Here is a 22759-nt window from a genome sequence, read left to right as displayed (position 1 = left end):
ATCTTATCTGATGAAACAAGTCATTAATCAGCTAACAAGCAATTATTATTGATGATCAACAAACTCTTTAATTCATTCGTTTTATTTGGTGGGTTTCATTCATTTGATAAAATAACCTGAGATTGATTAACAAAACAACTGAGGCGTAGGAGCTAAATTCCTACGCCTCTACGTTCATACATTTATACTGATCTATTAGCTAATCTTTAATTTATCAATGGCAAATATTATTTTTTCTCATCCCTTAAATTCAAAAATTAATTTAAAAATCAGCTATTCATTACGACTATTTCTTTGATATTCAGCAATTTCTCTATATTCTTCCTGTAATTGGTGAGTTAATCGCATAAAAATAGGCAGTAAAGATTGATAAGCATTAAATGTATCTTTTTGGGGTAAATAGTCATGAGTTACACCTATCATTTTTTCAACCTCTTTTAAATCATCAATAATTTTCAAAGATCTTAGACCTAAGATTGCTGCACCTAGACATGAACTCTCAAAACTTTTAGGAATATTTACTTTTTTCTCAAAAATATCAGCAAGCATTTGACACCATAATTCCGAACGAGCAAATCCACCCGTTGCCTGTATTGATTTTACTGATGGAATGACTTCTTCTAAAGCTATTAAGACTAGATACAAATTAAAAATAATCCCTTCAAGCACAGAACGTAACATGTGTGCACGTGTATGATAATGATTTAATCCAAAATAGGTTCCTCGAGCATTAGCATCCCAAATAGGTGCTCGTTCACCACCTAGATAAGGTAAAAATAGTAACCCATCAGATCCAGCAGGAATTCTTTCAGCAATTTGTGTCAATAAATCATAACTGTCAATGCCCAGTTGTTTTGCGGTTTCTTTTTCTGAAGTGAATAATTGATCACGAATCCATTCTAATATAATACCACCATTATTGACTGGACCACCTAACACATAATATTCCTCATCTAAAACATAGCAGAATAATCGTTTTTTAGTATCAATAATTGGTTCCTTTATCACTGTTCGAACCGCTGCACTTGTTCCAATCGTCACAGCTAAAACATCTTTTTCCATCGCATTAACACCTAAATTAGATAAAACACCATCGCTGGCACCAATAATGAAAATAGTTTCCTTAGGCAAACCAATCATATCAGCATAGGATTGATTTAAGTCGCAAAATTGATAGCTTGTTGACACTATCTCAGACAATTGATCAACAGTAATTCCAGCAAGCTTTAAAGCTTCTGGTTCCCATGTATGAGTAAAAATATTATATAACCCAGTTGCTGAGGCAATCGATTGATCTATCTTCAGCTCACCAAATAATCGATAAAAAATATATTCCTTAATACCAATAAAATAACTGGCTTGTTTAAAAATCTCTGCTTCCTCATTACGTAACCAGATCAATTTGGAAAGAGGTGTCATAGGATGAATGGGTGTTCCAGTTTTTTCATATAACTTTTTTCCTTGTTTATTTTCTTTTAACCGCTCACTGTATTTAGCTGCACGATTGTCAGCCCAAGTAATTAAACGAGTCAATGGTTTTACCTTTTCATCTACCAAAATAAGACTATGCATTGCTGCAGAAAATGAAACACCAGAAATTTTTGAAACTTCAATTTTAGATTGTCTTATGATATGTTTTAACGTGTGAATTACAGCTTCAAATACTTCCTCCACATCTTGTTCTGCCATGTCTTCTGTTTCCTGATATAATGGATAACCAACATGCGTGGATTCAATTACCCTACCTTTTTCGTTATATAATACAGCCTTAGTACTTGTTGTTCCAATATCTATTCCAATAATATAATTCATTCTTTTCTCCTCTAAAACATTTCATTAAATTTAAAAATGAAGATATTTATCTTATCTTTTTATCAAAAAATAATTCGTTTTTTCCTAAAAGTTTTTATTTTCTGTTTCGTTCGTTTTAAAACATATTTTACAAAATATAACTATTATGGCTGCAAAAATTGAACACTAAATTCTTGTTCGCAAAATTTTTATTTTCATGATACTCTACCACCAGTTTATCACAAAAAAACAAACTATTTTAAATTGATTATCAATTATCGATGACGAGCAATCCTTTTATAGTTTTATTTAGTGAAAATATAAAATAACCAATGAATATGAAACTACGTTATCTTATTCTTTTATACATACATAAAAAAAGATTTACCTGAAATGTAAACATGTATTTCAGGTAAACCATTTTTTTATGTATGAATGTTTATTGTCTATGTAGATAACTTTTCTTCTATTCTGTTTGAGCCATTGCTGCTTGATGTTGCTTTTCAATTCTTGATCCTAGTCGACTGATAAATAATAGAACTGCCGTTGCTAGGCAAAGAATAATACCTGCTATATAAGAAGATGAACCTGGAGCAATGTTAATGGCTGCTAAAATCATTGGTGCAATCATACCTGCCACAGAGGACATAAATGTATTCATTGCAATAGCTAGCGGAAATTATTTTTTTATCAGCTAAAATAGATAATTCAAACGGAATAGTTGCATTTACCATTACAATCCCAATTCCTGAGAACATATTACCAAGAATGTGCATAGGGAAATTTGCAAAGAAAACAATGCATACATAAGATAGAACAAAAGCGATGAATCCCCAAGCCATTGTATTCGTTTTTGTTATTTTTCGAATGTATTTCAAACCAAAAGCAGCCAAGATACCACCGATATTTCCAATAGCTGTAACAGATGCTGTATAGGCTGTTCCATATCCTTTACTTGCCAATAATATCGATTGATTTGACATGAAAATCATGACAGCGAGCGAAGTAATAAAAGTAATAACTAACATAATATAAACATATTTACTTAATCCTTTGATTGTTTGCAAAAAGCTGGTAGATGCTTTATTCTCTTCATCCGTATTTTTTATACGAACATCTTGAGGTACCATAAAAAAGAAAGCCAAAAATACAAGCAAAGCAATGACGTATACAAAGAATAGATTTTCCCAGTGAACACTTCCTAGGATACCACCAATCAATGTGATTCCTATCATACCGATTGTATTAAAACCAACCGCCCATCCCATGACAGCTGCACGATCTTCACCTTCAAAATGTTCTTGTAAAAGAACTGGGCTGACATTACTAATCAATCCTACTCCAAAACCTAGGGTAACCATACAAGCTAAAATAATATTTAAACTGCTATGATAAAAGGCTGGCAATAAGCCACTAGCTGCTACAATAAGTACAGCTAATATTCCAATATTCTTTCTAGTTAATTTATGAGTTAACCAAGTAAACAACAAAGTTGCAACTAACTGTCCCAACTGAGAAATCGAACTCACCATTTGAACCTTAGAAATTGATTCTTTGGGAAAAGATTTTGCAATTGCTGCAATTGCCGCGCCGACTGTTGAACCAGACATCAATAACAGATTCATACTTAGAATTCCAACAGCAAGACGAATTTTCTTTAAATTCATAATTCATTTTCCTTTCTTATGGTAACATTTAAACTCACTAACTGTTCACGCTTTCAATACTATTAAAGTATACGATAAGAATTCTCATAGAACTATAGTTAAAAATCAGCTTATTTGTGTTGATTTCACAGATGAACGATCAATAAACCTTTCTCAAAAGGTACATATTAAATATTTGTAAGCCAACCATTTTTTATCATTTTACAAAAAATTCATCGAATGTACGTCCTTCATATTCTTTCCTATAGAGAGATTTTCAAGATTCTATTTTTCCATATAACCATCTAAATATTCTAACCTACGTTGATTTTTATCATTAATTTTTCGTTTTAAAAATTAAAGTGAAAAGCAGATCATGAATAATTTTTTCCCTTTTTATTAAATATTTCCCATATTCAACCCAGATCAATAGTATATGAAAAATAACCATGAATAGCAAGTAGTCTAATTTTTTAGCATTTATTTGTATGTAAATAATGAATTTTAAATCAATTGTTCACATTATACAAATGAGACTTCTATTTGATTAAAATTTTATGAATATCAACTATTCATAATAGTTAATAGCAAAAAATTTATCGATATTTTATCTAGATGGATAATGATAAAAATAAAATAATTCAATAAGAAATCAATTTCTTATACGGGAACCTACAATTTATCGGTTTTTTTCTAGGCTTATATTATGCTTCTAATCAAACTGAACAGAAACAGAGTATCATTTAGTATTCCCTATACAGGACTATAAAAAAAGTACCCAATTAAAATTGAGTACTCCATAACTTAATCTCAACTTGCTCTCTTATCAAAATCATAATCACAGCCAAAGAGCCAGTATGAATTTAATCCATTTTTGCCAATACGTCTGAATACTGAGATTTATTTTGAAATTCCTTGCTAGCAAAAGGACAAAGTGGCAATATTTTCTTATTTTCCTCACGAGCTTTTTTTACGCCACAATAAATTAAATCTTCAGCATAGCCTTTCCCCCTGTAAGCATCATCAACAAAAGTATGGTCGATGATCATCAATTCATCTCCTGCTTCTGACCACGACATTTCTCCAGCTTCTTTTTCACCATCTAATAGTACAAAACGTAAATTTTCTTCTTCAATTTTCATTTTTATTTTCATCTTCTCTCCTAATAAATTTTAAAGCTCCAGTTGGACATGTATTCACCACTCTTTCTACCTTATCAGGCATTGCATTATCAGGAATGATCCAGGGTCGACGGTTCACTGTGAATATATTAGGATCTCCTTTAATACAATTACCTACATGTTTACAAATATCTTTACTATAATAAACATCAATCATTTTTCCATAATATTTTTTGTAATCATTTTTTATTAATGTTTTTTCATTCATTCTATAATCCTCCATTTTCTTATTTCAATCTATAATGGTTTTTTTACAAGATTCAGTGAACCAGATAATAATAACAATATAGTTGTGCTATAAAATATAGCAGATTTTCTAATAACAAAATTATTGTTATTACTATTAAAGACTTGAATAATTCTCCTGAAGATTTAGTTATCATTGATCAACATTAAATTTTTTATTTTTAATATATAAATAATCAATAAATATAATGAACATAACTATTTTGGTTCAAATAGTAATGAATGGCTCAAATAACTGGTCTTTTATTCTTTAACAAAGATCAGCTATTGATTTTATAGAATAATTATAATGGATTCTTAAGATAAACAAAAATAAAAAAGGAAACTGTTTATTTTTATATTACAATTACAAAGAATAAGCTAGGAATAAATTTTTATTTGTTCATTTTTAGCAATGATAATTATTATTGTTTTTATTTCATTGTTTTATTGAATTTTTTATTATTATATTTTCATTATTATTCTAATTATAAAATTATTCTATGCTTAATCAAACTAACCATGCTTGGTTTACTTTCAATAATTAATTTATTTTTACTAAAAATACTCTACATTCAATGCAGGATATAAAAATTTTAACGTTTTCTATATTGGTTGTAAGTAGTATCATTTTTTATTCTAGTCTCATTTACATATTCTAGTAATAAAGAGAGCATTTATGTATAACAATAGAGAGATTTCCTTTCATTTAAATAGAAAAGTAAAAATCAAAAACCTATTTTTTACTTATTGTTTATTTGAGTAATAATAAATAATTGAATGATAGTACTAGTTAAATATTGATTTCCCTTAGTCATTCCTGGCTTTAATAAATTAGTAAAATAAATCATTGGAATTTAATTTTATTTCTCTACTTTTCTTTTTAATATAGCTAAGATTTATAATTTCTTCTTAATTTTTTAAATAAAAAAAGTAGCAAGGCTATTCCTTGCTACTTTGCGTCCGAGTATCAGAAGAGTTGATCAACAATTAACTGTTCCTTTAAGCTTTATTTAAACAGTGACTATTTATTTTTTAAGTTATAGAAAGATTTCAAACCTTTATATCCAGCAACTTCGCCTAATTGGTCTTCGATACGTAATAATTGATTGTATTTTGCAATACGGTCGGTACGTGAAAGGGAACCCGTTTTGATTTGGCCAGCATTTGTTGCTACAGCGATATCAGCAATTGTTGAATCTTCTGTTTCACCAGAACGATGAGAAACAATTGCTGTATAACCAGCTTCTTTTGCCATTTCAATCGCTTCAAAAGTTTCTGTTAAAGTACCGATTTGGTTAACTTTAATTAAGATAGAATTTGCAATTCCTCTTTCGATTCCTTTTGATAATTTTTCAGTATTTGTTACAAATAAATCGTCTCCAATTAACTGAACTTTATCTCCTAAAGCATCCGTAAGTTTTTTGAATCCATCCCAATCATTTTCATCTAAGCCATCTTCGATAGAGATAATTGGATATTTAGAAACCAATTCTTCATAAAATTTAATCATTTCATCTGTTGTTTTTTCACCTTCACCAGAATCAGCTAAAACATAAACGCCTTTTTCTTTATCATAAAATTCTGAAGAAGCAGCATCCATTGCAAGAAGAACATCTTTACCAGGAACATAGCCTGCTTTTTCAATCGCTTCAATGATTACTTCAAATCCTTCTTCATTTGAAGCTAGGTTTGGTGCAAAACCACCTTCATCACCAACTGATGTTGCTAGTCCACGGCCTTTTAGGATAGAAGCTAATGCATGGAATATTTCTGCACCACAACGTAAGGCTTCTTTAAATGTTGGTGCACCAACAGGCATGATCATAAATTCTTGGAAATCAATACTATTATCTGCATGTGAACCACCATTAATAATATTCATCATTGGTGTTGGCAATACTTTAGTATTAAAACCACCTAAGTAATGATATAAAGGCACTTCAAGATAATCTGCAGCAGCACGTGCAACAGCAATTGAGACACCTAAAATTGCATTTGCTCCCAATTTAGCTTTATTAGGAGTACCATCTAATTTAATCATTGCTTTATCAATTGCCATTTGGTCGCGTACATCGTAGCCAATAATTGCATCTGCAAGGATGTTATTTACATTATCAACGGCTTTTGTTACTCCCTTACCACCATAACGAGATTTGTCACCATCACGTAGTTCTACGGCTTCATATTCACCAGTTGAAGCACCAGAAGGAACAATCCCTCTTCCAAAAGCCCCACTTTCAGTATATACTTCTACTTCTACTGTTGGATTGCCACGTGAGTCTAATACCTCACGAGCATAAATATCTGTAATAATTGACATTGCTTATCTCCCCTTTGATAGTTAATATACTTTACTTAGGATAACTCCCATAATAAGATTTTAGAGAATTATTGAACAACTTGCAAACATTTTTTATAATTTATTGTTAATTATTTCGCATGGCTGAATAATTAATTTTTACATAGGCCTATAATTGATTTCGATTATTTGATTGCATTGAGTAGAGCCAAAAATGAGTCAGTTTCTAGACTAGCTCCACCAACCAATGCACCATCAATATTTTCTTTTTCCATGTAATCTGCAATATTTTCTGGTTTCACGGAACCACCATATTGGATACGGACACTTTCTGCTGTTTCTTTGTCATATAATTTTTCAACGGTTGAACGGATGACACCACAAATCTTATCTGCAATTTCCGGATTAGCCGATTTGCCAGTTCCAATTGCCCAAATTGGTTCGTAAGCAATGACTAATGAAGAGACCTGACCAGCTGTTAAACTCTTTAAATCAGCTTTGATTTGTTTTTCAATCCACTCTACAGTTCTACCGTCTTCATAGGTTTCTAAGGATTCCCCACAACATAGAATTGGGATCATACCATTAGAGAAAATCATCTTTGCTTTTTTGTTGATTTCTTCATCAGTTTCATGGAAATAATCACGACGTTCTGAGTGACCAATGATAACATAATTGATACCTAAATCACTAAGTGCAGCTGGTGATGTTTCACCAGTATATGCTCCAGAATTTTCCCAGAAACAATTTTGAGCAGAGATTTTCAAATCTGTTCCTTTTGCTACTTCTACAAGTTCTTGTAAAAATAAGGTAGGAGCACCAACAACAGAATCTACCTTGCTATTGGCAGGAATTTTTGTTTTTACGTCTTCTACAAATTCTTTTGCAGAAGCAGCCGTTTTATTCATTTTCCAATTTCCAGCGATAATTGGTTTACGCACAATAAATCCTCTCCTTTTTCTCTAATTTTTATTATTCAAAATAAATCCAAATTTATTATTTATCATTGATAGCCGCTAAGCCTGGTAATGTTTTGCCTTCTAATAATTCTAAGCTTGCACCACCACCAGTTGAAATATGTGTGAACTTATCTGCAAAACCTAATTGAATAGCTGCAGCAGCAGAATCACCACCACCAATAATGGTTGTCGCATCTTTTAAGTTTGCAATTGCCTCACAAATACCAATTGTGCCACGAGCAAAATTACTCATTTCAAAGACACCCATTGGTCCATTCCAAACAACAGTTTTTGCTCCTTCTAATTCTTGAGAAAACAAAGCAATAGTTTCTGGCCCAATATCCAATCCCAACTGATTTTCAGGAACATCGCCTGTGTGTTCTTCTGTTGGAACTTCATTAGAAAACTCAGTTGCCGTCACTGAATCGATTGGCAATACAAGTTTGTCGCCTGCTTGTTCAATTAATTTCTTTGCTAATTCTACTTTATCTTCTTCAACTAATGATTTACCGATTTGCATTCCTTTTGCTTTATAGAAGGTATAAGTCATGCCGCCGCCAATCAAAATTTTATCTGCTTTAGCAATTAAATTTTCAATGACACCAATTTTATCTGAGACCTTAGCACCACCCAAAATAGCTACAAAAGGACGTTTAGGTGTTTCGATTGCTTCACCAATAAACTTGATCTCTTTATCCATCAAGAAACCAGCAACTGTTGGAATCCCGGTTGATGCAATTCCGACATTAGATGCATGGGCACGATGCGCTGTTCCAAATGCATCATTAACAAATACATCACCTAAAGAAGCCCAATACTTGCCTAATTCTGGATCATTGCCACTTTCTTTTTTTCCATCTATGTCTTCAAAACGTGTATTTTCAAATACTAATACATCACCATCTTCCATGTTGTTTATAGCATCTTCTAATTTTTTGCCACGAGTTTCAGGAATAAAGGTCACTGGTTTATTTAATAATTCACCTAAACGTTCAGCAACAGGTTTTAATGATTTGCCTGCTTTGTCTTCTTCAGTTTTTACGCGTCCCAAATGTGAAAATAAAATCGCTTTTCCGCCGTTCTCGCTAACGTATTTGATAGTTGGCAATGCAGCAACAATACGATTATCATTGGTAATAACACCGTTTTTTATTGGCACATTAAAATCAACACGTACAAGTACTTTTTTGTCTTTTAGATCTACGTCTTTTACTGTTTTTTTAGCCATAACGATCCTCCTAGGTATTTAAAAATGCTTATTTATTAGAGTGATTGCAAAAAATAAAGCAGAGAAGCGCGTTGCTTCCCCGCTTATTATTTCACAATTTTTTTATTTTACATAGTTATTTGCCTAACATAAAAATTTATCTTACAAATTAGCAAAGTATTCTAATGTACGAATAAGTTGTGAAGTATAAGACATTTCATTGTCATACCAAGAAACTGTCTTAACTAATTGTTTACCAGCAACAGTCATTACTTTTGTTTGAGTAGCATCAAACAATGATCCAAATGTCATACCAACAATATCAGAAGATACAATTGGATCAATATTATAACCATAAGATTCATTTGCAGCTTTTTTCATTGCTTCATTGATTTCATCTACTGTAACATCTTTTTCAAGTACAGTAACAAGTTCTGTTATTGAACCAGTTGCAACTGGAACACGTTGTGCAGCACCGTCTAATTTACCATTTAATTCAGGAATAACTAAACCAATAGCTTTTGCTGCACCTGTTGTATTAGGTACAATATTTTCAGCTGCTGCACGAGCACGACGGAAGTCTCCTTTTGGATGAGGTCCATCTAATGTCATTTGATCTCCTGTATAAGCATGAATTGTTGTCATTAATCCTTCAACAATACCGAAATTATCATTTAATGCTTTTGCCATTGGAGCTAGGCAGTTTGTTGTGCAAGAAGCACCAGAGATAACTGTTTCTTTTCCAGTTAATGTTTTATGGTTTACATTGTAAACGATTGTTGGTACATCATTACCACCAGGTGCAGAGATAACGACACGTTTTGCACCAGCAGTTAAATGTTTTTCTGCAGCTGTTTTAGAAGTGAAGAAACCTGTACATTCTAAAACGATGTCAACACCTAATTCACCCCAAGGCAATTCTTCTGGATTACGGTTAGCAAGAATTTTTACATCTTTTCCATTTACATTAAATGAACCGTCATGTACTTCAACAGTTCCGTTAAAACGACCTTGTGTTGTATCATATTTTAATAAATGTGCTAACATATTAGCATCTGTTAAATCATTAATTGCGACTACTTCTAATCCTTTTACATCTTGGATACGACGAAAAGCTAAACGTCCAATACGTCCAAATCCGTTAATACCTACCTTTACTGTCATTGAAAATTCCTCCTTATAGATAAAAAACTAAATAAATTTATTTTAAAGGGTCGCCCCTTTTAAAATCGCATTTGCTGCAGCTTCATCTGTAATCAGCCATGTTTGTTTTGGTGCATTTTTCATATAGGCTGCAATAGCTTTCGCTTTTGAAGATCCTCCAGCAAGAGCAAGAATATAAGGAATATCTTGAAGATTCTTTAGTTGTAATCCAATTCGTGGAATCTTATAAACAACTTCGCCCTGTTCATCAAAAAAATAACCAAAGGATTCTGCTACAGCATTTTTTTGCTTTAACATGACTAATTCTTCATCAGACATCTTTCTTCTAGCAGCCATATGCAAAGCTCGTCCGATACTATGAACAACGCAATTCGCTTGTTTAATTAGAGTTAATACTTCTTGAATAGATGGTTCTTGCAATAGAGAATCATATGTCTCTTTACTTAATTGCTCCGGGACATACAAAGCACGATGCTCTCCACCTGTTTTTTCGGCCATTTCTGAACTAATTGAATTTGCTTGAACGGTAACTGCTTCACCGATTCCACCTCTTGCAGGTACGAATAAGTTATGTTGATCATTTTTTTTCAACACACCCATGTGCCTAGCTACAATAGACATAGTTGTTCCACCCATAACTGCAATTGTATTATTACCATTAGGCAAAAGAACATTCAATGAATCGGTTAAAATATCTCCAAATCGATAGAAAACTTTATCTTGTAAGTCACTATTTCCAGCAATGACAATACAACGTTTAATTCCGAAATATTGGGCAATCTTTTTTTCCGTTTGACGCATCCCTAATAATTGATCCATAGCCAGCTCAAGATTATGATAAACGTCTAATCCTTTGTCTGTAAGCGTCATGCCACTTTTTGATGCTTCAATTAACTGAAGTCTTTTTAAAAAATCTGTTTCTGTTCTAAGTACGCGCTCGGTCATTCCGATACTGTCTGATAGACTTTTACGTCCAATCGGCTGCATCCAATAAATATTCCGTAAAATATCAAATCTTTCTTGTACTACGTCAAGCATATCTGGAGCAATTGAGGCGATCAATTTAAATTCTTCTAACATTTTATGTACGCTCCTTTTATGGACAAAATAAGTCCAAGTAAGACTAAAAACGACCTACGAACTTTAAAAAAAATAAAATTGATATCATTTTTTCTTTTTATTCTTAAAAAATCTCAATCAATCTTACATAAATAGTGTAGCAGTTTTGGTTTGTTTTTTCAAGCAGAACTTAGAACTTTTTGCGAAACAATTGAGGTTTATTTTTTGACTTAACCGTCTGATTTCAATCAAAAAGAATTATAAATTTTCTTCATAAAAACGTCCTAAAACTTTTACTGTATCCACAATGCTTACAAATGCAGAAGGATCAGCTTCCTTCATAGCTGATTCTAAAGCCGATAATTTAAATCGAGTAATCACTGTTAGTAAAACAGTTTGTTTGTCATGCTCATAAGCACCTCCTGCTTCATGGATAATTGTAATGCCACGACGCATCGTCTGTTGAATTTCTTCAATTACTTTACTTGGACATGTTGTAACAATCATTACTTGTAACTTTTTTTGTTTTGTAAACACTACATCTGTTGTTTTTCCACTTACAAAAATTGATAAGGCACTATAAAACATATACTGCCAACCAAATAAATAACCAGCAACAAAAATAATCAAAACATTAAAGTAAATAGAAATAGAACCAACAGAACGACCGGTTTTCTTTTGAATTACAATACTGAAAATATCTAGTCCAACGGATGATAATCCATTTTTTAAAGCAAAGCCAATACCTGCTCCCATAATAGCTCCACCAAAAATTGCACATATAATAGGATCACTGGATAAGATGGTTTCTGGAATAATATGGATAAAAAGGGAAGTAAATGTCACAGTAATAGAAGTAAAAATTGTAAATTTTTTCCCTATTTTTTTCCAAGCTAGAAAAAAAAGTGGAAAATTTAAAGCGTATAATGTTACCGATACTGGAATATCAAAGCCAATCATTCGTTTAGATAACGTTGTTAAAATTTGAGCTAACCCTGTAATTCCACTAGAATAAATATTTCCAGGTTGATAAAAGAAATTTAAGGCAACTGATGCCAAAATTGCATAGACAATTGAAACAGAAAACTTAGTTGTATATTCATGAATTGGAACATCATCAAGCAACTTTTTCATGGAATCCCTCACTTATTTTATATCTTTTTCTTCTATTATACTGATTTTTCTAAAAGAAAAAAGTCCGAAAAAAATATTTCAATTATTTTCCTCTTATTTTTAAACTGCATCGTTATTTTTATCAATACGCAAATCAATTTGAATGGTGTTCGTTTTTAAATGGTCAAAGTTGCCTATTTTTTTAAAAAATGATATAACAATAAGTGATTGAACAAATTCATTTTTTATTAAATGTTTAATTAATTATTATTGATTACCAGTTAATTAATTAAAATTAAATTACAATTTCAATTTATCTATTTTAATTGATTGAGTATTTTCCTTTTAACCCATATTCAAATCATAGAACTTGATAGATCAATTAAACGAATAAACTAATTTTCATGAAATGAGGAATCTGAATGAAATTAACATTTGATGATAAGTATGAGAAAATAATTTTCTACACATTGATCATTTTCGGTGTATTTGTTTTTGGTGTTAATTTTATTCGGTCTTTTACTTCACACGATTTTAATCAATATATGCTCTTAACTTTAGAAATGTTTCTAGGAATTGGCACTCTTTTTGTTCCTTTCTTGTTTACTATGCTAACACAATTGGTTTTTCCAAAGACTATTCGGCTTTATTATTGGTTTTTTATTCTGATTTCTGTCTTTTTAGGTATTGGATTACGTTTAATTGTTTATATTTCATTTTGGGATAAAATTTTACATCTATTTAGTCCGATTTTGCTAGTTGCACTTGGCTATTCATTGACAAACTTTTTTTTAAAGGATGTTTCTTTGAAAAAAATTAATCCTTGGTTATTTCTATTTATTGGTTTTTCCTTTGCAGGTATTTGTGGTGTTTTTTGGGAATTTTGGGAATTTATTTGGGATGGATTGATAGATTTAAATTTGCAAAGATATATGACAGAATCAGGCATTCCCTATGTGGGTCGTGCAGCCTTAATGGATACCATGGAAGACTTGCTAACAAACACTGCTGGTTCGCTCATATTAACTACCTACAGTTTTACACAAAGGCATAAACCAAATTATTTTAAATCTTATGCATTTTATAAAAGAAAATAACTCCCATAATTTATCCTCAAAATTTTTGTTTAAGATAACAAACAGTTTAGTCAAAAATCATAAATTATTTCTATTCTTAACCAAATCAATTGAAAAGTACATTTTGCTCATAGTATTCTTGATTCAACTGATTATCCATCAATAAACAAGATGCACTTAAACATAAAATAATTTTTTAATTTTTCTAAAATATCTTTAATTGCTTGGCATAAACTAACTATTAAAAAATGAATTACAATCAAGCATGAAAAAAGACACAAAAGAAAGGTAAATTTAATTTTACTTTCTTTTGTGTCTTTTTTCTAAACTATCTATAAAAAATAATAAATAGTCAAAATACAATGATCATAATCGTTTTACATGCATTTTATATTCTTTTTTCTAAATTTACAATTAGTCAATTTTTCTCCATCAATTATTATTCTTCTTTTATTGGTACATTTTGAAATACCAACTGATTGTTTAACAAAGCAATTGTTACTTTCGTTTTTGGTAATACACTCCCTGAAATGATTTCTTTTGCTAAAGGTGTTTCTATCTCTTTTGTAATGAATCGTCGTAATGGTCGGGCACCATAAATAGGATCATAGCCTTTCTCCGCAATCCAAGTTTTAGCATCAAGAGAAATATCTAGGAAAATTTCTTGTTGTTCAAGTCTTTTTGCTAGTTGTTCAATCATTTTATCAATAATTTGTTTAACATCTGCTAAACTTAAAGGCGTAAATAAAATGGTATCATCAATTCTATTTAAAAATTCAGGCTTAAATTGACCTTTCAATAGAGCTAACACTTGTTCTTTTGCATGATCAGAAATCTTTCCATCAGAGGTAACTCCCTCAAGCAAGAATTGAGAGCCAATATTGCTTGTCATGATCAAAACAGTATTCTTGAAATCAACGATTCGTCCCATTGAATCTGTTAAGCGACCATCATCAAGAACCTGTAGGAGTAAATTAAAGACATCTGAATGAGCTTTTTCTATTTCATCAAATAGGATAATTGTATAGGGATTACGTCTGACTGCCTCTGTCAATTGACCTCCTTCTTCATAACCTACATAACCAGGAGGAGCACCTACCAAACGAGACACATGATGTTTTTCCATATATTCACTCATGTCAATTCGTACCATATGTTCTTCAGAATCAAATAAGTTTTCTGCTAAAGCTTTTGCTAATTCTGTTTTTCCAACACCAGTCGGTCCTAAGAACAAGAAAGATCCTAGCGGACGATTTGGATCTTGTAACCCAGCACGTGCACGAATGACGGCATCACTTAAAGCATCGACTGCTTCATTTTGTCCCATAACGCTTTGATGAAGTGTTTCATTTAATTTGATTAATTTTTCTCGTTCTCCTTCAACAAGTTTGGTGATTGGAATGCCAGTTAATCGGCCAATTACCTGAGCAATTTCGTTTTCTGTGACAGATTCCTGAACCAATTTTGCAGTATTCGTTTGATTTTTTTCTTCAAGTATTTTTAATTCTTTATCTAGTTGAGGGATTGTTCCATGGCGCAAAACAGCTGCCTGTTCTAAATCATAGTTATTTTCTGCTTCTTCCAATGCGTGCTTTGCTTTTTCAATTTCAGCTCGTTTACTACTAACACTGTTTATTTCTTCTTTCTCTGTTTCCCACTGCATTTTTAATGTATTTGCCTCTTCACGTAGTTCTGCTAATTCAGCCCGTAAAACAGCCAAACGTTTTTGACTAGCAGAATCGGACTCTTTCTTTAATGCTGCTTCTTCAATTTCTAATTGAATTAAACGTCTGGTTATCTGATCCAATTCTGTAGGCATTGAATTCATCTCTACTCGAATCGTTGCACAAGCTTCATCGACTAAATCAATGGCTTTATCAGGCAAGAAACGATCCGTAATATAACGATTTGATAAACTAACTGCAGCCACCAAAGCATTATCATGAATATTTACACCATGATGAATTTCAAACCGCTCTTTTAATCCACGTAAAATGCTAATTGTATCCTCAACTGTAGGTTCTTTGATCAATACACGTTGGAAACGTCGTTCTAACGCTTTGTCTTTTTCCATATATTGACGATACTCATCTAGGGTTGTTGCACCAATTAAATGAAGCTCTCCCCGTGCTAACATCGGTTTTAATAAATTTCCAGCATCCATACTACCCTCTGTTTTTCCAGCACCAACAATCGTATGAATTTCATCGATAAATAAAATAATTTGACCTTCACTTTTTTTAACTTCTTTAAGAACAGACTTCAAACGTTCTTCAAATTCACCTCGATACTTAGCACCAGCAAGCAATGCTCCCATATCTAAAGAAAAAATCGTTTTATCTTTTAAATTATCAGGAACATCTTTTCGGACAATTCGTTGAGCCAATCCCTCAACAATAGCTGTTTTTCCAACACCCGGTTCGCCAATTAAAACGGGATTGTTTTTTGTTTTACGAGATAAAATCCGAATAGTATCCCGTATTTCTTCGTCTCTACCAATAATTGGATCTTGTTTTCCAGTTTTGATTTGTTGGATTAAATCAACTCCATACTTTTCCAAAGCTTTATATTGTTCTTCTTGATTTTGGGAAGTCACACGTTCTCCTCCTCTCATTGATTCAATTGTTTGTTTGATTGTTTTTTCATTAATACCACTATGTAATAAATATTTCGTTAATGAATACTCTTTTAAATGCATTAATGCAAGCAGCATGATTTCAGTTGATAGATAATCGTCTTGAAAAGCAATCGCTAACTGATTTGCTTCATTTAGTAAACGAAATAAATTTTGACTTATTACTTGACCATATTGAATATTTTTACCTTCAACACTCGAATAGGTATTTAGAACTTTGTCAACTTCTTGTTCAAAGGCATCCATATCTATGCCACTATCCACATAGAAATTTCGCCCAAAATGATTGGGTTGTAAAAAAACTTTCCACAAATGTGCAATGTCGATTTCTTGGTGATGACGGACATTTGCAATTTGTTGCGCTTCAGAAAATGATTCTTGTAATGCTGTTGTCATTTTTTCAATATTCATTTAGTTCCCTCCCACTTTTTCAATAAAAAGGTTAAAAACTCCTACCTAGATGGTTTTATTTTTAATTCTTCTAAAACTATTTCTATAATAGCTAATTAGTCAAAAAAGGTCAAATTATTTTGGAATTATTTATTATAAGAATAAATAAAAATAAAAAGATGAATATTTATAAAATCAACTACTTAAATTTTTATATCCTTTTAACCTAACTTTAAAAATTACTTTTATCTTTTCATCTGTTCAGAATAAAAAATAGAAGTATAAATCAGATTGATTTATACTTCTATTTTTTATCATTTTCTTTTTACCTAGATTATAGCAGATCACCAAAGTGATGGATATAAATTTTTTTGATAAACATGACTAACAATAAGTAAGCTATGACCGTTGCAATAAGTAAAGCAAAATAACTCATTGGTAAGGCAGCTAATCCTAATCGTTGTCCAAACATTGTAAACGGTAAAATCGTTCCAATCGCAATTCCTATTGTAGTAATACTAGTAACCATTAATGAAGCATGGCTTTGTAAAAATGGAATCTTAGGCGTTCTTAGTGCGTGAATGACTAGCGTTTGTGACCATAGAGATTCAATAAACCAGCCGGCATGAAAAACAGCAATAAATAATAATTGTTGCTTAGGAGTTAAATCATGATAATTACCTCCAGCTATTTGAGGACAAATCACAAAGTACATAGCGATATAGGTAGTAATATCAAAAATTGAGCTTGTTGGACCAAGCCAACGAATAAAGGAACCAATCGTATTAGCTTCCCATTTTTTAGGTTGTTCAAGATATTCTGAATCAACATTATCCCAAGGGATAGATGTACAAGAAATATCATAAATTAAATTTAAAAATAGCACTTGAAGTGGCAACATCGGTATAAATGGCAAAAAAGTGCTAGATACGACAACAGAAAACATATTTCCAAAATTGGAACTAGCAGTCATTTTAATATATTTCATAATATTTCCAAATGTTTTTCTTCCAGATAAAATTCCACGTTCTAAAATCATTAGGTCTTTGTCTAAAAGAATAACATCTGCTGATTCCTTAGCAATATCAACAGCTGTATCCACAGAGATTCCAACGTCAGCCGCCTTCATTGCGGGTGCATCATTAATGCCATCTCCCATAAAGCCAACGGTATGACCAGCTTCTCTTAAAATCTCAACCAATTGTGTTTTTTGCTGTGGAGTCAATTTTACAAAAATATTATTTTTTTCGACTGTTTCCCTTAATTCTGTTTCGTTCATCTTAGCTAATACATTACCACTAATCACTGTTTCATTTCCTAAGCCGACCTGTTTACAAACGGCTTTTGTAACGAGTCCATTGTCACCAGTTAATACCTTAACACCAACACCATGCTTTTTCAAAGCTTTTAATGCTGCCTGTGTCGTTTCTTTTGGCGGATCAAGAAAAGCAAGATAGCCAATTAAGACCATTTCATTTTCATCTGAAATTGAGAATTCACCTACAACACCTGGATTAGTTTTTTGTGAGACAGCAAGTACCCGTAATCCATCACCATTCAGTGTTTCTACCGTTCTTAAAATTTCTTTCTTTAATTCCTCTGTTAATGGTGCCACACTACCTTTATAATCAACAAATGAAGAGACTTCTAACATTTCTTCAACTGCACCCTTAGTGATCATTTGTGTTTTACCATTTTTGTCTTCAATAACAACACTCATACGACGACGTTGAAAATCAAAAGGAATTTCATCTACCTTTTTATAATCTTCTGATTGTATGGTTAAATGGTCTTTGGCTGCATCAATAATAGCAATGTCTAAAAGATTTTTTAATCCTGTTTGATAATAACTATTGAAAAAGGCGTGTCGTAAAACACGATCATCTTCCGTTCCATTACAATCCAGATGATATTCTAAAATAACTTTATCCTGGGTTAAAGTTCCTGTTTTATCTGTACACAAAATATCAATTGCACCAAAATTTTGAATGGCATTCAAATTCTTGATAATGGTGCCCTTTTTAGCCATAGCAGAAGCGCCTTTAACTAAGCTTGTTGTAACAATCATTGGCAACATTTCTGGTGTTAATCCAACTGCAACCGAAACACTAAACAAGAATGCTTGCAACCAATCTCCCTTTGTTAAGCCATTAATGATAAAAACAATAGTAACCATAACAGCCATAAAACGAATAAGTAGCCAAACTGTTTTACTAATACCAATCTCAAAACTAGTTTGAGGAGATTTGTCACCGACGTCTTGAGAAATTTTGCCGAATAAAGTATCATTTCCTACCGAAATAACGATACCTTGGGCACTTCCACTGATAACATTACTACCCATAAAAACAATATTCTCATAATCGGTTTCTACACCATCTTCTTTTAATTCATAGTCTGTTCGTTTTTCGACTGGATAGCTTTCACCTGTCATAGCGGCTTGTGAAACAAATAAATCTTTGGTTTGGACTAAGCGAATATCTGCTGGAATCATATCTCCCGCTGATAAATGAACCATATCACCACATACGATTTTTTCAATTGGAATCTCTTGAAATTTTCCTTCTCTACGAACAGCAGCAGTTACTTTTACCATATTATTCAATTTTTCAGCTGCTTGTGTAGAGCGGACGGACTGAATAAAAGTCATCGTACCACTAACAGCAATCATTACTAAAATAATAATAACACCCACTAGATCTTTATCCTCAGGTGCAGCTAAAACATACCCAGTGACAAAAGAAATCACTGCTAAAATCATTAAAATAACCGTAAAGGGTGTTATATAAGCTTTAATTGCTTGAATAATTATTGGTGTTTTTTCACCATGTTCAATAATATTCTCACCATATTTTTCTCGTGAAGTTGCAATTTGTTGGTCGCTCAATCCATCTGTCGTTATTTGGAAAGTTTCTAAAATTTTATTTAGTGGATTTTTCGCAAAAAAATGATAATCTCTTTTTGGTATATGTTTGTATTCTAAATTTTTATCCAAATGCTTGCCCTCTTCTCTTCTAAGAATTTATTTAATCCCCTTACCTATGTTATGAATAACGGGCTTGCGAGAAAAGAAACAGTGATCAATCAAATAACTTAGAGAATTTGCTTGGAAAATAAACAAATAACACAAACCTATTGATAACTATATTTCTTATTAACAAGCCCTTCTTCAGACTACTGTCATCCATCTATTTCCATCTCCTTTATAAGCTATTTGATTTTAATCAAATTTATTAGTTTTCTATTCCGTAAAAGGCTTTTTACCATTTATCATGGTTCAATTTTCTGATTCATTAATAAGAATAAGATTGAAAAAATCATTAATCTTTTCAAAAAAATTATCAGTTATTGATAAAACAAAAAAGTCTTTCACAAAATAGCGAAAGACTAAACAAGTCAAAACAATATAATAAATAAAAATAGAAAAAACCAATTTTCGATTCTATCGTTGAGTTTTGACACTATACAACGTAAAAAGTTTAAACTTTTAGCTACCTTAAAAAAAGCCTTAAATCGACAATTTCTGTTCTACCCATTGGTGTCTCTCGACGTTTTTGGGCAGTAGCCTATGTTTGTATAGGAGTCTCGCCTAACAAATCTATTCAATTTTCCAACCTAGAAAATTGTAGCATACTTTATTTTTCTTGTCAATTGTCTAAAAATTACTTTCAGGTAAATAGAATAAAAATTTTGGCTTCTTTATTTTCTTCTGTTAGCTTATACAATACCAATAATTTGATCAATTGGACGTCCATATGCCTCACCAAATGAATTTAAGTGCATAAGTAAATGATAAAGTTGATAGAAAGGCACACGAAGCTGCCAATCTTTTTCAAGTGGATAATAATAATTGTATGCCTGATAAAATGGTTCTGTAAACCCGCCAAATAATAAACTTATTGCCAAATCAATTTCACGGTTTCCATAATAAACAGATGGATCAATAAAAATTGGTTGTTCATTTTTATCACCAAATAAATTGCCATTCCAAAAATCGCCATGAAGTAAACTAGGTTTTATTTCTAATCCTTGCCATTTATTTACAAAGTTTTCTATAAACTGATTACAAGCATGTTCCCGTTCTTTTGACCAATGTCCTAATTCTTTTGCTCGTTTTATTTGTGGTTGTAAACGTTGATTAATAAAAAAATCTAACCAATTATCAGACCAAGTATTTAATTGTGGTAGTTTTCCCAAAAAATTGTCATTTTCAAATCCGAAACGGTCAGCATGTTGTTCATGTAAATGAGCAAGTTCTTCCCCTGCTTCTTTTTGTGAAAAACTATAAGCACTTATATATTCAATTAATAGGTAGTTAATTTCTGCATTTTTACCAATTTGATAAACCTTTGGTACCTTAACCGTTTTTTCTAATAACTGAAGACCTTGTTTTTCACATTCAAAAAAATTTTGAGGTGCCTTTCTTTGTAATTTTAAAACATAGTCTTGTTCCTTTGTTTCAACGTAATAAACTTTATTTGTATCACCACCGGAAAGAGCTCGCATTTCTAAAATAGGCAATTTCAAAACATCTTGCCAATTTTCTTTATTCATTTTATCCCTCCTATGAAAAAGCTTATCTTTTCTTATAACCCTATCATTTTTTAAAACAGACGAATAAAAACAACTAGCCCTTTATTTCAACTAAAAACAAAAATAGTTCATTCCAGCCAAACAATGAAAAAATTCTTTCATCTTTTTAACAAGAACAAACTATTTAAGTATTCATAACTTCATACCAGTAAATTTGCATTACCTCAATACATGACTTTTATTAGATACATTTTCTATGCTTAGATTAAATAAACAATTACTATGAGAAATAAATTTTTAACTACTTAACTATTTTAGTAATTAAATTTTTACTTTTTTGTTAGTTGTTTGCTTCTTAATTGACCACACGCAGCGTCAATATCTGTCCCATGTTCTTTTCTTATTACACAATTAATACCGTTTTTCTTTAGAATATCATAAAATTTTAACACACTTGCCTTCTCACTACGACAATACTGATCATGTTCATTTACAGGATTATAAGGAATTAAATTAACATAAGCTAATTTTTTCTTATCTTTTAATAGGTCTGCTAATTCTTGTGCATGTTCTGGATAATCGTTTACTTTTTGAAGCATAATATATTCGAAAGTGACTCGGCGATTGGTTTGTTCAATATATTCGTCAATAGTTTGCATTAATTTTTCGATAGGAAAAGTATGATTGATGCGCATAATGGAAGATCGAATTTGATTATTCGATGCATGCAGTGAAATAGCCAAATTTACTTGCAAACCAGTTTGTGCAAATTTTTTAATTTGTGGAACCAACCCACAAGTAGAAACAGTCAGATGTCTCGCTCCAATTGCCAGTCCTTTCTCATCATTAATGATTTGAATAAACTGCATTAATTGTTCGTAATTATCAAAAGGTTCTCCAATTCCCATAACTACTACATGGCTTACTCTTTCTCCTAATTTTCTCTGATCAAAATAACGTTGAACCATCATGATTTGAGCAACAATTTCACCTGCAGTCAAGTTTCTATTTTTTTTCAATAAACCACTAGCACAAAAAGTACAGCCCATATTGCAGCCAACTTGTGTTGTAACACAGACAGATAGCCCATATTCTTGACGCATTAAAACTGTTTCAATCATATTTTTATCAGGCAATTCGAACAAATACTTAACTGTTCCATCTTTAGCTTCTTGAATAATCGTCTGACGTAATACTTGAATAACAAAGTGCTGATCCAATAACGAAATGAGTGTTTTTGATAAATTTGTCATATCTTCAAACGATTCAACACGTTTAATATAAAGCCATTCCCAAACTTGATTTGCACGAAATTTCTTTTCCCCATTTTCTAGAAACCAATTTACCAATGCTTCTTTTGTTAATCCATAAATTGTTTGTTTTTGCATGATATCTTTCTCCATTTCTTTATTCCATCTGTTGCCATAACAAGCTAGCTTGCTTTACTATAATATATGCCATACATCAATATTTTGAAC

General features: G+C 31.6%; 16 protein-coding genes and 1 riboswitch. Of the genes, 1 reads left to right on the top strand and 15 read right to left on the bottom strand.

What is annotated here, in order from left to right:
* Positions 1-273 precede the first annotated feature (273 nt).
* From gntK to MPTP_RS03915, 11 genes are all read right to left on the bottom strand, one after another.
* Positions 274-1812, bottom strand: coding sequence for a gluconokinase (gntK, locus tag MPTP_RS03960; RefSeq protein ID WP_013773786.1), 1539 nt, complete (start codon positions 1810-1812; stop codon positions 274-276).
* A gap of 445 nt (positions 1813-2257) precedes the next feature.
* The gene (locus MPTP_RS09940) at positions 2258-2422 is read right to left on the bottom strand and encodes a hypothetical protein (RefSeq protein ID WP_231849664.1); all 165 of its coding nucleotides are present in this window, start codon (positions 2420-2422) and stop codon (positions 2258-2260) included.
* Positions 2391-3458 (bottom strand): MFS transporter, encoded by a 1068-nt coding sequence (locus MPTP_RS03955; protein ID WP_013773784.1) that lies wholly within the window; start codon positions 3456-3458, stop codon positions 2391-2393. The genes MPTP_RS09940 and MPTP_RS03955 overlap by 32 nt, the downstream gene beginning before the upstream one ends.
* Before the next feature lie 842 nt (positions 3459-4300).
* Positions 4301-4579 carry a GNAT family N-acetyltransferase gene (locus tag MPTP_RS03950; protein ID WP_041363534.1) on the bottom strand — a complete coding sequence of 93 codons (279 nt, stop codon included), beginning with the start codon at positions 4577-4579 and terminating at the stop codon, positions 4301-4303.
* Positions 4569-4826 carry a (4Fe-4S)-binding protein gene (locus MPTP_RS03945; protein ID WP_013773782.1) on the bottom strand — a complete coding sequence of 86 codons (258 nt, stop codon included), beginning with the start codon at positions 4824-4826 and terminating at the stop codon, positions 4569-4571. The genes MPTP_RS03950 and MPTP_RS03945 overlap by 11 nt, the downstream gene beginning before the upstream one ends.
* A 1041-nt stretch (positions 4827-5867) precedes the next feature.
* Positions 5868-7166 carry a phosphopyruvate hydratase gene (gene eno, locus MPTP_RS03940; protein WP_013773781.1) on the bottom strand — a complete coding sequence of 433 codons (1299 nt, stop codon included), beginning with the start codon at positions 7164-7166 and terminating at the stop codon, positions 5868-5870.
* Between the two features lie 164 nt (positions 7167-7330).
* Positions 7331-8086 (bottom strand): triose-phosphate isomerase, encoded by a 756-nt coding sequence (gene tpiA / locus MPTP_RS03935; RefSeq protein ID WP_013773780.1) that lies wholly within the window; start codon positions 8084-8086, stop codon positions 7331-7333.
* Positions 8087-8141: 55 nt separating this feature from the next.
* Positions 8142-9332, bottom strand: coding sequence for a phosphoglycerate kinase (locus tag MPTP_RS03930; protein WP_013773779.1), 1191 nt, complete (start codon positions 9330-9332; stop codon positions 8142-8144).
* A gap of 141 nt (positions 9333-9473) precedes the next feature.
* Positions 9474-10475, bottom strand: a complete 1002-nt coding sequence (gene gap, locus MPTP_RS03925) for a type I glyceraldehyde-3-phosphate dehydrogenase (RefSeq protein ID WP_013773778.1) — start codon at positions 10473-10475, stop codon at positions 9474-9476.
* A gap of 42 nt (positions 10476-10517) precedes the next feature.
* On the bottom strand, positions 10518-11555 hold the full coding sequence (locus MPTP_RS03920; protein ID WP_013773777.1) for a sugar-binding transcriptional regulator: 1038 nt from the start codon (positions 11553-11555) through the stop codon (positions 10518-10520).
* Positions 11556-11792: 237 nt separating this feature from the next.
* Positions 11793-12668, bottom strand: coding sequence for a YitT family protein (locus MPTP_RS03915; RefSeq protein ID WP_013773776.1), 876 nt, complete (start codon positions 12666-12668; stop codon positions 11793-11795).
* 401 nt (positions 12669-13069) lie between these two features.
* On the opposite strand from MPTP_RS03915, the gene MPTP_RS03910 reads away from it, so the two are divergent.
* Complete coding sequence (locus MPTP_RS03910) at positions 13070-13744, top strand: LTA synthase family protein (protein ID WP_013773775.1); 675 nt, start codon at positions 13070-13072, stop codon at positions 13742-13744.
* Positions 13745-14162: 418 nt separating this feature from the next.
* Here the strand turns inward: MPTP_RS03910 and clpB are convergent, their stop codons facing one another.
* The 4 genes from clpB to rlmN form a co-directional block, all read right to left on the bottom strand.
* Positions 14163-16769, bottom strand: a complete 2607-nt coding sequence (gene clpB / locus MPTP_RS03905) for an ATP-dependent chaperone ClpB (RefSeq protein ID WP_013773774.1) — start codon at positions 16767-16769, stop codon at positions 14163-14165.
* Positions 16770-17082: 313 nt separating this feature from the next.
* The gene (mgtA, locus tag MPTP_RS03900; protein WP_013773773.1) at positions 17083-19743 is read right to left on the bottom strand and encodes a magnesium-translocating P-type ATPase; all 2661 of its coding nucleotides are present in this window, start codon (positions 19741-19743) and stop codon (positions 17083-17085) included.
* A gap of 438 nt (positions 19744-20181) precedes the next feature.
* Positions 20182-20352: riboswitch (M-box (ykoK) riboswitch) on the bottom strand.
* 113 nt (positions 20353-20465) lie between these two features.
* Positions 20466-21302 (bottom strand): fructosamine kinase family protein, encoded by an 837-nt coding sequence (locus tag MPTP_RS03895; RefSeq protein ID WP_013773772.1) that lies wholly within the window; start codon positions 21300-21302, stop codon positions 20466-20468.
* A 308-nt stretch (positions 21303-21610) separates the two neighbouring features.
* Positions 21611-22669 carry a dual-specificity RNA methyltransferase RlmN gene (gene rlmN, locus MPTP_RS03890; RefSeq protein WP_041363475.1) on the bottom strand — a complete coding sequence of 353 codons (1059 nt, stop codon included), beginning with the start codon at positions 22667-22669 and terminating at the stop codon, positions 21611-21613.
* Positions 22670-22759: the final 90 nt, after the last annotated feature.

The sequence above is a fragment of the Melissococcus plutonius ATCC 35311 genome, assembly GCF_000270185.1.
GTDB classification, from domain to species: domain Bacteria; phylum Bacillota; class Bacilli; order Lactobacillales; family Enterococcaceae; genus Melissococcus; species Melissococcus plutonius.
Note: the sequence above shows the minus strand (reverse complement) of the source record. Positions and strands in the feature narration are given on the sequence as shown.

What these genes read in the sequence shown, in the direction of transcription:
- MPTP_RS03945 (WP_013773782.1), bottom strand. Translation starts at nt 4,826, where the DNA reads ATGAATGAAAAAACATTAATAAAAAATGATTACAAAAAATATTATGGA.
- MPTP_RS03895 (WP_013773772.1), bottom strand. Translation starts at nt 21,302, where the DNA reads ATGAATAAAGAAAATTGGCAAGATGTTTTGAAATTGCCTATTTTAGAA.
- MPTP_RS09940 (WP_231849664.1), bottom strand. Translation starts at nt 2,422, where the DNA reads ATGATTGCACCAATGATTTTAGCAGCCATTAACATTGCTCCAGGTTCA.
- gap (WP_013773778.1), bottom strand. Translation starts at nt 10,475, where the DNA reads ATGACAGTAAAGGTAGGTATTAACGGATTTGGACGTATTGGACGTTTA.
- clpB (WP_013773774.1), bottom strand. Translation starts at nt 16,769, where the DNA reads ATGAATATTGAAAAAATGACAACAGCATTACAAGAATCATTTTCTGAA.
- MPTP_RS03920 (WP_013773777.1), bottom strand. Translation starts at nt 11,555, where the DNA reads ATGTTAGAAGAATTTAAATTGATCGCCTCAATTGCTCCAGATATGCTT.
- MPTP_RS03930 (WP_013773779.1), bottom strand. Translation starts at nt 9,332, where the DNA reads ATGGCTAAAAAAACAGTAAAAGACGTAGATCTAAAAGACAAAAAAGTA.
- MPTP_RS03915 (WP_013773776.1), bottom strand. Translation starts at nt 12,668, where the DNA reads ATGAAAAAGTTGCTTGATGATGTTCCAATTCATGAATATACAACTAAG.
- MPTP_RS03950 (WP_041363534.1), bottom strand. Translation starts at nt 4,579, where the DNA reads ATGAAAATTGAAGAAGAAAATTTACGTTTTGTACTATTAGATGGTGAA.
- eno (WP_013773781.1), bottom strand. Translation starts at nt 7,166, where the DNA reads ATGTCAATTATTACAGATATTTATGCTCGTGAGGTATTAGACTCACGT.
- MPTP_RS03955 (WP_013773784.1), bottom strand. Translation starts at nt 3,458, where the DNA reads ATGAATTTAAAGAAAATTCGTCTTGCTGTTGGAATTCTAAGTATGAAT.
- MPTP_RS03910 (WP_013773775.1), top strand. Translation starts at nt 13,070, where the DNA reads ATGAAATTAACATTTGATGATAAGTATGAGAAAATAATTTTCTACACA.
- rlmN (WP_041363475.1), bottom strand. Translation starts at nt 22,669, where the DNA reads ATGCAAAAACAAACAATTTATGGATTAACAAAAGAAGCATTGGTAAAT.
- gntK (WP_013773786.1), bottom strand. Translation starts at nt 1,812, where the DNA reads ATGAATTATATTATTGGAATAGATATTGGAACAACAAGTACTAAGGCT.